This window comes from Pseudoalteromonas sp. H103 (assembly GCF_001469205.1).
Lineage (GTDB): Bacteria > Pseudomonadota > Gammaproteobacteria > Enterobacterales > Alteromonadaceae > Pseudoalteromonas > Pseudoalteromonas carrageenovora.
In genome coordinates this window covers 59817-75563 of the sequence record NZ_LOFG01000016.1, presented here as the reverse complement: position 1 = coordinate 75563, position 15747 = coordinate 59817, and the positions used below count along the sequence as shown (strand labels likewise).

At 41.4% G+C, this 15747-nt stretch carries 13 protein-coding genes and 1 riboswitch; of the genes, 6 read left to right on the top strand and 7 right to left on the bottom strand.

Annotation, left to right across the window (positions count from 1 at the left end):
• Positions 1-133: 133 nt before the first annotated feature.
• The 4 genes from acnB to ATS74_RS12555 all read right to left on the bottom strand — a co-directional run bounded on the left by acnB (position 134) and on the right by ATS74_RS12555 (position 6627).
• On the bottom strand, positions 134-2731 hold the full coding sequence (acnB, locus tag ATS74_RS12570; RefSeq protein ID WP_058549235.1) for a bifunctional aconitate hydratase 2/2-methylisocitrate dehydratase: 2598 nt from the start codon (positions 2729-2731) through the stop codon (positions 134-136).
• A gap of 297 nt (positions 2732-3028) precedes the next feature.
• Entirely contained in the window at positions 3029-4090 is a 1062-nt protein-coding gene (locus tag ATS74_RS12565; RefSeq protein ID WP_058549234.1) for an OmpA family protein, read from the bottom strand.
• A gap of 420 nt (positions 4091-4510) precedes the next feature.
• Positions 4511-5920, bottom strand: a complete 1410-nt coding sequence (locus ATS74_RS12560; protein ID WP_058549233.1) for a protein adenylyltransferase SelO — start codon at positions 5918-5920, stop codon at positions 4511-4513.
• Between the two features lie 2 nt (positions 5921-5922).
• Positions 5923-6627, bottom strand: a complete 705-nt coding sequence (locus ATS74_RS12555) for a DNA-3-methyladenine glycosylase I (RefSeq protein ID WP_058549232.1) — start codon at positions 6625-6627, stop codon at positions 5923-5925.
• Positions 6628-6821: 194 nt separating this feature from the next.
• A riboswitch (Lysine riboswitch) is annotated at positions 6822-7018 on the top strand.
• Between the two features lie 128 nt (positions 7019-7146).
• Here ATS74_RS12555 and dapA point away from each other — a divergent pair.
• From dapA to ATS74_RS12530, 5 genes are all read left to right on the top strand, one after another.
• Positions 7147-8031 carry a 4-hydroxy-tetrahydrodipicolinate synthase gene (gene dapA, locus ATS74_RS12550; RefSeq protein WP_058549231.1) on the top strand — a complete coding sequence of 295 codons (885 nt, stop codon included), beginning with the start codon at positions 7147-7149 and terminating at the stop codon, positions 8029-8031.
• Between the two features lie 15 nt (positions 8032-8046).
• On the top strand, positions 8047-8787 hold the full coding sequence (locus ATS74_RS12545; RefSeq protein WP_058549230.1) for a 2,3,4,5-tetrahydropyridine-2,6-dicarboxylate N-succinyltransferase: 741 nt from the start codon (positions 8047-8049) through the stop codon (positions 8785-8787).
• A complete protein-coding gene (locus tag ATS74_RS12540) occupies positions 8787-9992 on the top strand; it encodes a PLP-dependent decarboxylase (protein WP_058549229.1) in 1206 nt (401 codons plus the stop codon). The genes ATS74_RS12545 and ATS74_RS12540 overlap by 1 nt, the downstream gene beginning before the upstream one ends.
• Positions 9993-9997: 5 nt before the next feature.
• Positions 9998-11119 carry a succinylglutamate desuccinylase/aspartoacylase family protein gene (locus tag ATS74_RS12535; protein ID WP_058549228.1) on the top strand — a complete coding sequence of 374 codons (1122 nt, stop codon included), beginning with the start codon at positions 9998-10000 and terminating at the stop codon, positions 11117-11119.
• Between the two features lie 209 nt (positions 11120-11328).
• Positions 11329-12363, top strand: a complete 1035-nt coding sequence (locus ATS74_RS12530; protein WP_058549227.1) for a phospholipase A — start codon at positions 11329-11331, stop codon at positions 12361-12363.
• Positions 12364-12429: 66 nt separating this feature from the next.
• Here the strand turns inward: ATS74_RS12530 and ATS74_RS12525 are convergent, their stop codons facing one another.
• Positions 12430-13323: a bifunctional GNAT family N-acetyltransferase/hotdog fold thioesterase gene (locus tag ATS74_RS12525; RefSeq protein WP_058549226.1), complete on the bottom strand. Its 894-nt coding sequence runs from the start codon at positions 13321-13323 to the stop codon at positions 12430-12432.
• A gap of 313 nt (positions 13324-13636) precedes the next feature.
• On the opposite strand from ATS74_RS12525, the gene ATS74_RS12520 reads away from it, so the two are divergent.
• Positions 13637-14350: a spermidine synthase gene (locus ATS74_RS12520; RefSeq protein WP_058549225.1), complete on the top strand. Its 714-nt coding sequence runs from the start codon at positions 13637-13639 to the stop codon at positions 14348-14350.
• On the opposite strand, the gene dtd is transcribed toward ATS74_RS12520, so the two are convergent.
• Positions 14347-14784 (bottom strand): D-aminoacyl-tRNA deacylase, encoded by a 438-nt coding sequence (gene dtd / locus ATS74_RS12515; RefSeq protein ID WP_058549224.1) that lies wholly within the window; start codon positions 14782-14784, stop codon positions 14347-14349. The two genes, ATS74_RS12520 and dtd, sit on opposite strands and share 4 nt — an antisense overlap.
• Entirely contained in the window at positions 14785-15687 is a 903-nt protein-coding gene (locus tag ATS74_RS12510) for a virulence factor BrkB family protein (RefSeq protein WP_058549223.1), read from the bottom strand.
• Positions 15688-15747 lie beyond the last annotated feature (60 nt).

Genomic DNA, 15747 nt, shown 5'->3' with positions numbered 1-15747 from the left:
CATTTTTTGTTAATATTCAAATTTATTTCATGATTTTTTAAATACACTTCATACAGTTAACCCTGTATTAGGTACTTGGGTTTCAGATAATAAAAAACCCGCCTAAGCGGGTTTTTTTTAAAACAGGTTTAAATTATACAGCTTGCTGAATAATTACGTTGTCTGCTTTTTTAGTGTACTGAGGCATACGGTGGAAGTTCAAGTAACGGTATGTATCTGCAGCCGTTGCATTGATTTTCGCAGCATACTCTTGGTATTCAGCTGGCGTAGGTAATTTACCTAAAATAGCAGCAATTGCTGCAAGCTCTGCTGAAGCTAAGAATACGTTCGCACCATTACCTAAACGGTTCGGGAAGTTACGTGTAGAGGTTGAAACAACCGTTGCTTTATCTGCAACACGTGCTTGGTTACCCATACATAGTGAACAACCTGGAGTTTCGATACGTGCACCAACACGACCAAAGATACCGTAGTAACCTTCGTCAGTAAGCTGATCTTTATCCATTTTAGTTGGTGGAGCAACCCAAAGTTGTGTTGGGATACGACCGGTGAAACCATCTAGTAATTTACCAGCAGCACGGAAGTGACCAATGTTAGTCATACAAGAACCGATGAATACTTCATCAATTTTCTCGCCAGTAACATCAGAAAGTAAACGTGCGTCATCAGGGTCATTTGGAGCACAAAGGATTGGCTCTTTAATCTCTGCTAGGTCGATTTCTACAACGTGTTTGTATTCTGCGTCAGCGTCAGCTTCCATAAGTTCTGGGTTAGCTAACCAATCTTGCATTGCTGTAATACGACGCTCGATTGTACGTACATCGCCGTAACCTTCAGAGATCATCCACTTAAGCATAACAATGTTTGATTCTAGGTATTCACTGATAGACTCTTTAGAAAGCTTAACAGTACAACCTGCTGCTGAACGCTCTGCTGATGCATCTGATAATTCAAACGCTTGCTCAACAGTTAAGTGCTCAACACCTTCGATTTCTAGTACGCGACCAGAGAATTCGTTGATTTTACCTTTTTTCTCTACTGTTAATAAGCCTTGCTTAATACCGTAGTAAGGGATTGCGTGTACTAGGTCACGTAAAGTGATACCTGGTTGCATTTCACCTTTAAAGCGAACCAAAATAGACTCAGGCATATCAAGAGGCATAACACCGGTTGCTGCTGCAAATGCTACTGCACCTGAACCCGCTGGGAACGAAATACCTAATGGGAAACGTGTATGTGAATCACCACCAGTACCTACAGTATCTGGTAATAACATACGGTTTAACCAAGAGTGAATTACACCGTCACCAGGGCGAAGTGAAACACCACCACGGTTCATGATGAAATCAGGAAGCGTATGGTGAGTGTTTACGTCAATTGGTTTAGGGTAAGCAGAGGTATGACAGAATGACTGCATTGTTAAATCTGCAGAGAAACCTAAACATGCTAAGTCTTTAAGCTCATCACGTGTCATAGGACCTGTAGTATCTTGCGAACCTACAGTGGTCATTTTAGGCTCACAGTATTGGCCTGGGCGAATACCTTCAACGTTACATGCTTTACCAACCATTTTTTGCGCTAGTGTAAAGCCTTTATCTGAAGCTTCAGTTACCGCTGGTACTTTAAATACGTCAGTTGCGCCTAAACCTAGAGATGTACGTGCTTTGTCTGTTAAACCACGACCAATGATTAGAGGAATACGGCCACCGGCACGTACTTCATCTAAAATTACGTCTGATTTAAGTTCAAAAGTAGAGATAACGTCATCAGTACCGTGACGCTTAACAACACCTTCGTATGGGTAAATATCAATTTGATCACCCATGTTGAACTCATCAACATTTAATTCAATTGGTAATGCACCAGAATCTTCCATTGTATTGAAGAAGATAGGCGCAATTTTATTACCTAAACATACACCACCAACGCGCTTATTTGGTACAAATGGAATATCGTCACCCATAAACCAAAGCACAGAGTTAGTAGCAGACTTACGAGAAGAACCAGTACCTACAACGTCACCTACGTAAGCAAGTGGTAAACCTTGAGTTTTTAACTCTTCTAATTTAGTAATTGGACCTACTTCACCCGCTTTATCAGGAACGATACCGTCGCGCTCATTTTTTAGCATTGCTAAAGCATGAAGTGGGATATCAGGACGTGACCATGCATCTGGTGCAGGAGATAAATCATCAGTGTTTGTTTCGCCAGTTACTTTAAATACAGTTACTGAAATTTTTTCAGCTACTGCTGGTTTGTTAGTAAACCACTGCGCATCTGCCCAAGACTGAATAATTTTTTTAGCGTGCTCGTTACCCGCTTTTGATTTTTCTTCTACGTCGTAAAAAGCATCAAACATTAACAAAGTGTTTGAAAGGCCTTTTGCTACGATTGGTGCAAGTGCTTCGTCATCAAGAAGTTCAATCATAGGAGCGATGTTGTAGCCACCTAACATTGTACCTAATAACTCAGCTGCTTTTTCTTTTGAAATAAGTGGAGACTGCGCTTCACCTTTTGCAACTGCCGCTAAAAAGCCTGCTTTGATATACGCTGCATCATCAACACCAGGCGGTACACGGTTGATTAATAAATCTAAGATGAACTCTTCTTCATCTGCCGGTGGCGTTTTGATTAGTTCAATAAGATCAGCCGTTTGCTGAGCATCTAGTGGCGCTGGTACGATACCTAACGCGGCACGTTCTTCTACGTGTTTACGATATTCTTGTAGCACAATATTGCCCTCTTGGTGACGTGAAAATATTCGGTAGCGCTTCATGCGCAAATAAGTTACCCAATACTTATAGTATTCTAACGCGTGATTATAAAGCTTTTATGATTAGATGAAAATCCATCCAACTAAGCAACTGATTATACCGACTATAAATATTATGAATAGTGGCTTTAATAAAATCTATTTTCATGAATGTTTGTTAAGTAATAATCATTACTATTTGATTGCTTGTTCACTTTATTCCGCCCATAAAAAAACCCAGCACATGGCTGGGTTTCTAGATTTAGTAAATTACTATTAACGCTTAACTTTTACACGTTCAATAGATTTTACATGCGCTTCTACACGACGGTTTTCTGCGTGAGCTGCTTTAGTATTTGCTGTATTCTTAAGACGTTCTTCACCTAGACCTACTGTAGTGATACGGTCTTCATCGATACCATCTTTAACTAATTCTTTCGCTACGTCATCAGCACGCTTTTTAGAAAGCATTTTGTTGTAGTTTGCATTACCTACAGCCGATGCATGACCTTCAAGAAGTACTGTTGTATCTGTATGCTCTTTTAAGAACTCAGATACTGATGCGATATCAGTGAAGTACTGTGAACCTACTTCTGCAGAGTCATGTGGGAAAGTAACTAATAGGCTAGTTGTTACTTCACGGTCTTCATATAATGTACAACCAGTACCATCTACAGCATCTTCCATAGGTGTATTTGGACATTGGTCATCAGCATCTAAAATGTTGTCATTATCGCTATCAGCAGGAACTACTGCTACTTCAACAACTTCAGGCTCTGGAGCTGGTTGAACCGGCTCAGCTGGCGCTGCATTTTGACCAAATAAGTAGTTAATACCTATTTTTGCACCAACATCTGTGTAACCACGGTCAAGGCCTTGGTATACAGCTGTTTCTGCATTAACAAATAAACCATCTGTAATAAAGTGTTGGTAACCAACACCAGCATTTAAGAATGTGTTGTCATCTACAACATCAATTTCTTTAATACCAAATAATCCGTAAAATGGACCACCATCTAAGTGGTATAGTGCATCAATACCATAACGCTCGCCGTCAATATTATTGCGATTGCCAGCTACTTTGTCAAAAGCGTTAAAATCCATGTCTGCGTATTCTAAGCGTGCGCTCCAGTAATCGCTGAAACGGTAACCAGCTTCAACACCCCAGCCTGTAGACTCATTTACGTCTAGGCCAGCTTGGTCACGCATGTTTTTCCAAGATGCGTCGTAGTAATCGCCAAATGCGCCAATGTAGAAGCCTTCTTCTTTATCAGCAGCGAAAGTAGATGCGCTAGTTGCAGCCAACGCGATTGCAATTGTAAGTGATTTTAATTTCATTGTTTTCTTCCCATTTTAACAACCAATAAATTGTAGCTAATCAATTCTAGCTCAACCAGTTTTTTACAGACTACCTGAGCTTTTGTTAATCGATACTTAACGAAAAATAAAGTTTATAAATTTTTTCAATGGTCTATGACGACATCCAACCATTTATTGTAGGTGAGATTAAACGCTTTACCTAACCTGCAAACAATAAATATAGTGGTTTTATTATAAATCGCTTACTTGTAAGCTAATACAAGGTAAATTCAACTATATGCACTGTATATACGCAAAAAATTACTTGGCTTTACGGTCGCGGATATTACCACTTGAATATACTTTGCTCAATCAATGAACCCTATTTAAAGCCAAATATAGCCGTATATAAGTAAATATGGCCATTTATAATCATGAACTTATGAGTTAACCCAGCACTTAAGTACCGCAAAATGTGCGGTAACCTTTGTCCTCTTTAGGCACTTCCTGATACTGAGCTATGTTTTTGCAAGTAAAGTATGGATCACTAAGCACTTCCATAAACGGTTTTAGTAATTCACTAGTCCCCATGTTTGTATATTCATCTAAAATTGTTTCAATAATATGATTACGAGGGATCACTCGAGGATTAGCAGCCCGCATAATTTCATAAGAACTGTTATCTGTTCGACTTTTCCAAAGCTGTGCCCATTGCGTTAATGGCTCAGGTATTACAGATTCACCTTTTAATGACTCAGTAAGGGCATCAAAGGTGTTGGTGTAATCAAGCTTATGCTCTTGAAATAAGAGTAATAACTTACTTACTAGTTCAACATCATTTTCACTTTGGCCAGCTAAACCTAGTTTTTGTGCCCACATTTGATTGTATCTATCGTTAAATAGCATTGAGAACTGGCTGATTATGGGCGTCATTAAGTTTACAGCTTGCTCGTCATCGTCATTAATAAGTGGTATTAAGCTCTCGGCTAAACGAGCGCAGTTCCAGCTCGCTATGTTTGGTTGATTACCAAATGCATAACGCCCTTGCTTATCAATAGAGCTAAATACGGTATCAAAATCAAACACATTCATCATCGCGCATGGGCCATAATCTATGGTTTCACCGCTTACTAGCGTGTTGTCGGTATTCATAACACCATGAATAAACCCGATTCTCATCCAGCTAATTATTAAGTCTAATTGGTTTTTTATCACTGCATCTAAAAAGGCTAAGTAACGCTCTGGCCCGGTTATGTTAATTTCAGGGTAATGGCGCTCAATGGCTGTATCGGCAAGCTTTTTAAGACCCTCAGTATCCCCTTGGGTTGCTAAATATTGAAACGAGCCAACCCGAATATGACTACTTGCTAGGCGAGTGACAACTGCGCCAGGTTGCGGCGGATTACGGTAAACGGCTTCGCCTGTCCCAACCACAGCCAAACAACGCGTGGTTTTAATACCTAAGCCATGCATTGCCTCGCTCATAATATATTCGCGAATAGCAGGACCTAGTGCACACCGGCCATCGCCTCCTCTAGAATAAGGCGTAGCGCCTGAGCCTTTTAATTGAATATCCCACAGCTGATTTTTATCGTCGCTTACAGCACCGAGTAAATGTGCTCGCCCATCACCCAAGCGCGGCGAAAAGTGCCCAAACTGGTGCCCAGAATAACCAAGTGCTACCGCCTTTATTTGCAGTGATTCGTTGCCTGCAAACGTACTAGCACGCAGCTGCGGCTCAATATCTATATTAAACTGCTTAGCTAAAGATGCGTTCCACAGCAGTAATTGCGGGGCAGCAACGCTTGAAGGTTGATCCTCTATTGCAAAGTTATCTGCTATGTCTGTATATCTTGGCACTAGTTTCATCATTAATCCTCTGCTTGTTGGCTTACACCTACACGATTGTCGCCCACACCGTAGGCCACAATTAAACTCAGCTCTTGCATGCTTAAACCACTTTGCTTTTGCATTTCGTTAAAAAATGCCTGTGCAGCAGTGAGTGATTTTTTAGTTTGCAGGCCGCCATCGATAATTTTGTGCGCTCTTAGGTAACTTTCTACATCTCGCGAAAGTAAAAAAGTATCTTTACCAAGCGCTCTTAAGGCATACGGGCCAGTATTTCCACCCAAACGGGCGCCGTGTTTTTTTAAATATGCCCATAAACCAATAATGTCATCGCTTGGCCAGTTAGCTACGAACTTGCTAAAACTGCCATGTTGCTGTGCTATTTCGTGGATCATGTAGGCATTTTCAGGAATTGTTTTTACCTTTTTATAATTACGAATAATGCGCTCATCAGTTGCTTTTTGCTCGAGCATATCGGGCGGCATCATAAGTAATTTATCAACACTAAACTGCCAAAAAACCTCTCTAAAACCTGGCCATTTACTGTTTATTACCGACCAGTAAAACCCGCTTTGAAATACTTTACGGGTAAACTCTTCAAGCCAGTCGTCGTCACTTAATGCGCTTAATGCTTTTTTAGATAAGGGTTTTGCGAGTAATAACTTAAGCATTTTTTCAGAGCCTTTTCGCTCTACTGCTCGCTTATAAATATCGCTAAATTTTTCCATACTTATTAAATACCTCATCACTGCTCATAGGGTTAGTTTACGAGAAAAGCAGCCAATACGTAACCACCCTCATTTTCGATGAACTAATCTGTATCCTGCAACTTGACACCTAGATGGCTAAAATGTTTTAATCGCCGCAATTACCCTATTTAAATTGTATTTTGTTAAACCTTTTGCGGTTAAACAAAATACAAAGGGCTAGAAGAGGTGCGTTATTCAGGTAGCGTATGTTAGGAGCGCAAACTCCAGTGAGCATATGTGAGGGGAATACCGCCGAGAGGTAAACGCTTTTGCGAAGCAATTACTTCGGGCGACTAGGTTGAATCCTAGCGACTGTCACCAATAGCTGTTTTAAAACAGCTTATTAGTTTGGTGGAGAGCTTCTGGTCTTAAATAATAAGGCCGTGCGCCCTATTATTTTAAGCCCATTCGCTCTTCGAATACTGTTCGAACGACGTTAATGCGGCTCACATCATACAGCCTCCTTAATATCTCGAACACCTTATAGGTTCGTAAGAGATGATTCACAACTTCAATTTAGACGACTACGCACTGTGGACAGCGCTTGTAACGCCGTTTGATCAACAAGGTAATGTTGACTACGACACACTGACAACACTTGTTAGCGAACAAGAAGCGGCACACAACGGCATTTTACTGCTCGGTAGCACAGGTGAAGGCTTAGCCCTTACGCTTAAAGAGCAGCAAGGCATTGTTGAGCACGTGTGTCAATTAAAACCCAGTGTACCGCTTATGGTTGCTGTTGGTGGTAGTAACTTGGCCCAACAACAAGAATGGGTTAGCTACTGTAACCAATTACCTATTCACAGCTACTTATTAGGCTCGCCTCTTTATGCAAAACCAGGGGCTGTAGGTCAAACACATTGGTACGAAAGCTTATTAAACGTAAGCGCGTACCCGTGTATGTTGTACAACGTACCAGGTAGAAGCGGTGTAAGCATTCCGGTGCAAACCATTGAAAACTTAAAAGCGCACCCTAAACTGTGGGCTTTAAAAGAAGCCAGTGGCAACATCACCCAATTTGAAGCATACCGACAAGCCGCGCCTAATTTAGCGCTATACAGTGGCGACGATGCGCTTATGCCCTACTTTGCCCAAGCAGGTGCAAAAGGCTTAGTATCGGTTGCTGCAAACGCGTGGCCAATACAAACGCACGAGTTTGTAAAGCGCAGCCTAAGTGGCCAACACCCCAATTTATTTGCTCAGTGGACTCGCGCTATTAATAGCCTTTTTGCTGTAGCAAACCCTATTCCCGTTAAAGTGTTAATGCACCAACAAGGCCGCTTAAGTAGCCCGTTGCTGCGCCCACCTTTAACACACCTTGAGTTAACGCAAACCGATTGCATTACCACTGCAAACGACACCATTTTATCTTGGCATTAAATACAGGTTTTTATAATGAGCTGGTTAGAACTACTAAATAATTTAGAATCGGGCGCAGTACGCGCAGCATCACAAAACGAAAGCGGCCAATGGAAAGCTAACGTAGAAGTAAAACAAGGCATTTTAGAAGCCTTTAAAAATGGCACTAACACCGAGTTTGCAGGCGGGTTTGTTGATAAGCACAACCTTGCACCGCAAGAATTTAGCACTGACGATGGCGTGCGTATGGTACCAGGTGGTTCAAGCGTTCGTCGTGGTGCATACGTAGCTAAAGGCACTATTATTATGCCACCAGCATACGTAAACATTGGCGCATACATCGACGAAGGCACGATGGTTGATAGCCACGCATTAGTTGGTTCGTGTGCACAAGTAGGTAAAAACGTACATTTGAGCGCAGCTGTGCAACTTGGCGGTGTACTTGAGCCAATTGGTGCAAACCCTGTAGTAGTTGAAGACGATGCCTTTATTGGCGCAGGTTGTGTCATTGTTGAAGGCGTAGTTATTAAAAAAGGTGCGGTACTGGCACCTGGCGTACGTTTATCTGCAACCATTCCGGTATACGACTGCGTTAACGAGCGTCAGCTTGATAAAGGCGAGCCAATCCCAGAATACGCAATTGTAATACCTGGCTCTCGCCCGGCGTCTAACGAATGGGCACGTGAGCAAGGCTTAAGCATGTCGTGTGCGTTAATTGTTAAATACCGCGACGAACAAAGCGATGCATCATTATTGCTAGAAGAGGTTTTACGATAATGAGCTTTTTGAGCACGCCAATCAAAACCGCTGTTAATACGCTTACACAGCAGCTTGATACTCCTTTTTTTGTTTACGACTTAGATAAACTAAACGCACACCTTACGCGCTTAGTTGCGCAAACCGATGTAAAACTTTGGTATGCAGTAAAAGCGAACCCGCTTTCTAAGATTATTCAAAGCTTAGATAGCGCAGGCTTTAACTTTGACGTAGCAAGTAAAGGTGAACTTGAACAAGTACTTGCACAAGGTATTAGTTCGCAGCGCGTGCTCAACACAGGGCCTGCAAAGAGCCCTAAACAAATTAAACACTTTATTGAGCGCGGCGTACGCATATTTGTTGCCGAAAGCCTCAATCAAGTACGTTGGTTAAACCAACAAGCGCAGCTGCAAAATACGCAGCTGCAAGTATTACTGCGTGTTCAATTACGCTGGCCCGAAGGTGAAAAAAACCCTCTGGGGGGCGACAGCCTTACACCATTTGGTTTGGGCTGCAATGAATGGCAAGCATTAAATACCGCCGATTACCCAGCCCTTAGCTTTGATGGTCTACATATATTTCAGTGGGGCAACATGCTTAGCACGCAAAAGCTAAGCGAACTGTGGTCGCAAATGATTGCACCGCTGACCACCTTGGCAAATAACTTAAATATAAACCTGAAAATTTTAGATTTAGGGGGCGGTTTAGGTATTCCTTACACCCCAAACGAAGTAACACTTGAGTGGGATGGCCTTATAGCCGCGCTTGCTAAAATTAAAAAAGATGCAGGTGTAGACGAGCTTTGGATGGAGCTTGGCCGCTATGCTGTGGGCGAATGCGGTCATTACGCCAACCCAGTCGTTGAGTGCAAACAAAACTACGGCCAACAGCAAGTTATTTTAACCGGTGGCATTAACCACTTATTACGCCCAGCTGTTACAAGCCAAGATTTTCCTGCGGCGCTATTGCGCGAATCAACTGCACCAAAACAGGCAATGAGCCTATATGGCCCGTTATGTACGGCCCTTGATTGCTTAGGCGAGCACACCCTACCAAGCGATTTAAACGCGCAAGACTGGCTGGTATTTAGCCAATGTGGCGCCTATGGTTTTACCGAAAGCATGCCGTATTTTTTATGCCATGAGCTGGCAGCAGAATACGTTTTACAAAATGGTGAGCTCACCTGCGTACGCCAAGCAGAAGATGCCAGTCACTACTTAAGGTAATAAACATGAGCATAACAACACCCATTAGCCAAGAAAACATTGTAGTAGGGGAAGTAGCAAACGGCTTACCTCTCACTATTCCGGTGTATCGCTTAAAAGGCGATGGCAGCGGGCCAAGCGTGTATATTCAAGCCAATATGCATGGCGCCGAGGTACAAGGTAACGCGGTTATTTTTCAGCTGCTAGAGCAGTTAAAACAGCTCAATTTAAAAGGCGACATTACCTTAGTACCTTATGCTAACCCTATAGGTTGTAATCAAAAATCAGGGGAATTTACCCTTGGCCGATTCGACCCGATTACTGGCACTAACTGGAACCGTATGTATCACTACAATAGTGATTTAGTCACCCAGTTTGCCAAAGATCATAGCCAGTACGACGATGCAGCTTTAAAAAATAACTTTAAACAAGCCCTGATTGATGAAATAGATACCAAACTTAACGGCCCAGCTTATTTACTTAATACGGGTAAACGCATTGCGCTTAATTTGCAAAAGCTTGCGCACCAAGCCGACATAGTCCTTGATTTACACACGGGGCCTATTTCAAGTAAGCACCTATATTGCCCAACATATGCAACCGAGAGCGCCAGTTATTTTAATATTGAACATGTACTGCTGATCCCAAGCGACTTTGATGGCGCCATGGACGAAGCAAGCTTTTGCCCATGGTGGCACCTAAGTGATGCACTTGGCGCACAAGGCAGGGACTTTAACGTACAGGTAGAAGCCTTTACGGTTGAGCTAGGTAGCCAAGAAAAAATAGACTTAACAGAAGCACTCAACGATGCAAATAGCATTTTAAGTTACTTAAATCATAAAAATGTATTGGTAGACGCACGACACAAACCGAGCAATATAACACGCTACGCATGCCATTTAGATGACTACTTTGCTTACTATGCGCCTATTGGTGGAATGGTTGAATATGTAGCGTCACTAGGTGAGCATATTAAAGCAGGCGAGCCAATTGCACATGTTTTACGTATGGAGCGCTACCTAAGCGAGCAGCCACTACAAACATTAAGCTTAGATTGCGATGCTATTGCAATATTGCATTTTGCCTCGGCAAGTGTGAACCAAGGAACTGAACTGTATAAGTTTTTTACAAACGTATTTGAGCTATAGCTCACCCTTCTCATTGCGTGAGAGTAAATTAATGATTTAAAAGTTAATTTACATTAGATAAGCGGCTTAGGCCGCTTTTCTTTTGATCTAAACACTACAAGCAAACGTAAATAACATGGTATAAACGTAAATTCAGTAAAAGTTCACCGTTACAAATGTAAAAAGACGTTATAATTTATAAATCTACCCTACTCTCAAAGGAATAAACAATGAGCTGGCGTTATTGGATTGCACTCACGGCTTTACTTAGTACCCCCTCTTTTGCCCAAGAAGAGGTAAATGAAAACGAACAAGACAACGATATAGAGCTTGTTAAGCAATGTATTTTAAACGAAGTAATTGGTGGCGACGGAAAGCAAACCTTAGACGAACTCCGTCAAAAGTGTTCAGCTCTTGAAGAAAACAAACAACTTACCGCACTTGATAAACGTAAAGCCCGCGAAGAAGTAAGCAAAAAAAACCGTAACGTGATTACACCGCATAAACGTAACTACATTTTGCCACTGTCGTATGTATCGCATCCAAACGATCGCCCGTATGATGGCTTTGACGAGCTAACAGATGAAGAAAATGGCGAACCACTTGATAACTTAGAAGCTAAATACCAGCTGTCTATTAAAGTGCCACTATACGATGATTTTGCTGATGACGACCAAGCTATATTCTTTGGTTTTACACTGCAGTCATATTGGCAGATTTATAACTCAGAGATTTCATCACCGTTTCGTGAAACCAACTACGAGCCAGAAATATTTTGGGTAAATTACCTAGATGAAGAGCATGTGCTTTGGGGCGACGAAATGGCAATTGCACTGGGTATTTCGCACCAATCTAATGGCCGCAGCCAGCCAAACTCTCGTTCATGGAACCGTATTTACGCGGATTTCATTTGGGAAAACAGAGGTTTTGTTTTTAGCTTTAAGCCTTGGTACCGAATAGCTGAAGATAAAAAAGAAGATCCACTAGAAGCCGATGGCGATGACAACCCAGACATTTACAAATACATGGGTTACTTTGAATTTAGCGGCGCGTACCGTTACCAAGATCATGAGTTTAGTTTTATGACTCGTAATAACTTAAATTCAGATAACCGTGGTGCGATTCAATTAGATTGGTCATTTCCTATGTGGGGCCGTTTGCGTGGTTATGCACAATACTTTAACGGCTACGGCGAAAGCTTAATTGATTACAACGCCGATATTGAACGTATAGGTGTAGGTATATTATTAACTGATTTGTTATAAAATTAGCGCATAAAAAAGCCAAGCATTAATTACTTAGTGCTCGGCTTTTTTAATGAAGCATTGCCCTTATTTCTTAACGGCAAATACACCTTCAAACTCTGCAACTACGTTGTCACCATCATAAATAGTTACTGGCACTACGTAACTTGTTTTACCAGCGGTTTCTAAGTCGCTCAGTTTACCTTTACATGTTTGTAATTCTACACAGCCTTTAGGGTCAGTATTTAGTGGTTTTAAGTACTTAATGCTCGCATCGGCCAGTACAATATTACCTTCAAGCCCCGCTTCTTTAAGCGCTAAATACGTTGCCCCCCAGCCAGTAAGCGTTGCTAAACTATAAATAGAACCTGCAAACATGGTGTTATGTAAGTTTAAGTTAGCATCTAAATCTGCACTAGTTGTAAACTGCCAATCTGTGTAGCTTTCTACTTTAATACCCATTGCATCACTAATAGGAATTGATTCGCGCCAAATATTTTGCAGTACTTGAGTCCAATTTGGGTGGCGGAACCAACCCGGCTCACTAGGTTTTTGCTTAATCATTTTAAAATGCTGCACATCGCCATACGCAAGGTGAGCTTTTTCTTTTAGCTCGTAACCATGGCGTTTATAAAACTCAAGTGCACGTTCGCGAGCAAATAGCACCAGTTCACCTGCATTTTGCGTCCACGCTATTTTTTCAAGCTCATGCAATAAACGGCTACCAATATGTTGGTTTCGGTTACCTTCAGCCACAGCCATGTAACGTACTTGCGCTTGTTCATGGTTATTAAAGTGCAAACGTGCAACACCCAATACATCGCCTTCTTTATTTTTTATAAAACGATGCTCAGAATCTTGCTCCATGTCGTCTTGTTCAGAGCCTCGAGGCTCGCCCCAAGGCGCACGTAATACTTCCCATCGTAATTGATAATACGCTTGCCAATCTTCGCTGCTTTGCGGTGTACTTACCTGAAACATACATACTCCTGTTGTTTGGCCGTAAATAAAAAATAAAGGCTACGGCATGTAATCCAACTGAATAACTCTTTAACCCACGCTCTGGTTATTAAAAAATTAAAGATTAAGTTGGTTGGAATTATTATGGCAAATACCATACTCCATCTTTGAAACACTGCCAATACGACTTTGGTAAGCGAGTGAAAAAATAACTAATTTAAAGTGTGAACACTAAATCCACCTTTAACGCTACTTTAAGCGCTAGCTAGATTAAATAATTTGGCTCATAGCTAAAATTTTAGTTAACTATTTTACCCAGTGCACCATGTAGTTTATGCTAAATGTTATGAGCGATTTTATAAACCCTTTAACGGGTGTAGTTAGTAGCCACTTTATTAACCACAGCCAAGATATTGGGCAACTAGTTTACTGGCATAAATATGCAGGCGATCACATACAGGTTCGCCAAGCCGGACTGCTTCGCTGGCTGCTGATTAACGATACTTTGCAATCGGTGATAGAGCTTAACAATCCACAGCGCCTGCTATTTCCACATTTAACCTATTTGGCTAAGCAGTGGCAAACCTTAGCACCACCAAATCGTGTATTAGAGCTTGGCCTTGGCGGCGGCGCTATACGTAATTACTTACAACACACCTACCCGCAGGCACAAGTAACATCAGTTGAAAAAAGTGCTGATATAATTGCCTGTTATACAGATTTTTTTGCGCTTAAAAACCAAAGTGATGTGCAGTGTGATGACGCGCAAAATATACTAAAAAAAGCACATAACAATGACTGGATTATTCTTGATTTATTTAGCCAGATAGACGCGCCACGGTTTTTATTTGAACACGCTTTTTATCAAAAAATATATAACGCCCTCAATGGTGGTGGCACGCTATTTATTAACTTTTTATCGCAGCATGAGTCGCAGTTAATTCAGTTACAGCAATTACTATTTAATGTATTTGGGGTAAAAGTAAGCCCGCATAAAGTAGCGGGCTTTGTGAATCATATTGTTATTGTTACTAAGTCTGATAATTAAACCGATAAGTTAAAGGTGACAGGCCCATCGTTACATAGGCTCACTTGCATATCTGCGCCAAACTCACCGGTTGCCACGTTAATATCCAGTGCTTTAGCTTGAGTTACAAAGTACTCGTAAAGCGCGTTAGCCTGGCTTGGCGTTGCTGCTGATGAAAAGCTTGGGCGCATGCCTTTTTTGGTATTAGCTGCCAATGTAAATTGCGAAACCACTAATAACTCTCCACCTATATCTTTTAGGCTTAAGTTCATTTTGTCGTTTTCGTCAGTAAAAATACGATAATTGCTTACCTTATGCAGTAACTTATCGGCGGCTTGCTCATCATCAGGTTTTTCTACACCTAATAACAATAAAATACCTTGGCTAATCTCACCTATAATTTGGTCATTAACTTCTACTTTGGCATTTTTTACACGTTGTATTAACCCCTGCATTTAGTGCGTATCCTTTAAGTGTGGCTCTTCTTCCAGTTCAATGTCTGGAGTATCTTCAATATCATTTGGGCTAATACACGCTGTAAATTCAGCGCCTAGCAACACCACTACCCAAGACAAATACACCCAAACAAATAAAATAGGTATGGTAGCAACAGCACCATAAATAACTTCGTACGATGGGAAATGGCTAATATAAAGGGCAAACCCTTTTTTAGTTAACTCAAATAATATAGCCGCAAAAAGTGCGCCGGGTACAGCCGCCCTAATAGAAACAGGCGTATTAGGTACTAAGGTGTATAGCATTAAAAAACCAATCATCGAAAAACCATAAGGCACCAGCTTTAACAAAAAGCCGCTAAACCCAGGTATTCCCTGATCAGCAAACGAGACTAAAGATACAATATATGATGTAACACCAATACTTGCGCCAAGTAGTACGGGGCCTAGGCTTAATACCATCCAATACACTGCAAAAGAGATCATCATTGGGCGTTTTTTCTTAATTCGCCAAATCCGGTTTAGCGTGGCATCAACATTACGGATAAGCAGCAATGCAATAGCCGCTAAAAAGCCAATACCTACTGCGGTCATTTGATTAGCATTACCCGCAAAGGAGGTTATGTGCTCTTTAATGACATCGGACGAAGTAGGTACAAAGTTAGTAAACAAAAAGCTCTCTATTTCCATACGAGTCGATTCAAACCCAGGAAACGCCGAAAAGATAGCGACACCTACTGCAATTAGCGGTATTAAAGAAAGTAGTGTTACGTAAGCAAGGTAACCTGCATTAACCGTTATTTGATCGTCTATACATCGATTTATATATTGCATCCACCAGCCGGGTTGCTGGCGCATAAAGGACTTAACTTGCTGTTTGTAATGGGAGAGCTTATCATTCATACAATTGACTTGTGCTTATCGAGTTTTGATTATAATAACAATCAGTACCATAATTTACAG

What these genes read in the sequence shown, in the direction of transcription:
- ATS74_RS12530 (WP_058549227.1), top strand. Translation starts at nt 11,329, where the DNA reads ATGAGCTGGCGTTATTGGATTGCACTCACGGCTTTACTTAGTACCCCC.
- ATS74_RS12560 (WP_058549233.1), bottom strand. Translation starts at nt 5,920, where the DNA reads ATGAAACTAGTGCCAAGATATACAGACATAGCAGATAACTTTGCAATA.
- ATS74_RS12510 (WP_058549223.1), bottom strand. Translation starts at nt 15,687, where the DNA reads ATGAATGATAAGCTCTCCCATTACAAACAGCAAGTTAAGTCCTTTATG.
- dapA (WP_058549231.1), top strand. Translation starts at nt 7,147, where the DNA reads ATGATTCACAACTTCAATTTAGACGACTACGCACTGTGGACAGCGCTT.
- dtd (WP_058549224.1), bottom strand. Translation starts at nt 14,784, where the DNA reads ATGCAGGGGTTAATACAACGTGTAAAAAATGCCAAAGTAGAAGTTAAT.
- ATS74_RS12540 (WP_058549229.1), top strand. Translation starts at nt 8,787, where the DNA reads ATGAGCTTTTTGAGCACGCCAATCAAAACCGCTGTTAATACGCTTACA.
- ATS74_RS12535 (WP_058549228.1), top strand. Translation starts at nt 9,998, where the DNA reads ATGAGCATAACAACACCCATTAGCCAAGAAAACATTGTAGTAGGGGAA.
- ATS74_RS12555 (WP_058549232.1), bottom strand. Translation starts at nt 6,627, where the DNA reads ATGGAAAAATTTAGCGATATTTATAAGCGAGCAGTAGAGCGAAAAGGC.
- ATS74_RS12565 (WP_058549234.1), bottom strand. Translation starts at nt 4,090, where the DNA reads ATGAAATTAAAATCACTTACAATTGCAATCGCGTTGGCTGCAACTAGC.
- ATS74_RS12545 (WP_058549230.1), top strand. Translation starts at nt 8,047, where the DNA reads ATGAGCTGGTTAGAACTACTAAATAATTTAGAATCGGGCGCAGTACGC.
- ATS74_RS12520 (WP_058549225.1), top strand. Translation starts at nt 13,637, where the DNA reads ATGCTAAATGTTATGAGCGATTTTATAAACCCTTTAACGGGTGTAGTT.
- ATS74_RS12525 (WP_058549226.1), bottom strand. Translation starts at nt 13,323, where the DNA reads ATGTTTCAGGTAAGTACACCGCAAAGCAGCGAAGATTGGCAAGCGTAT.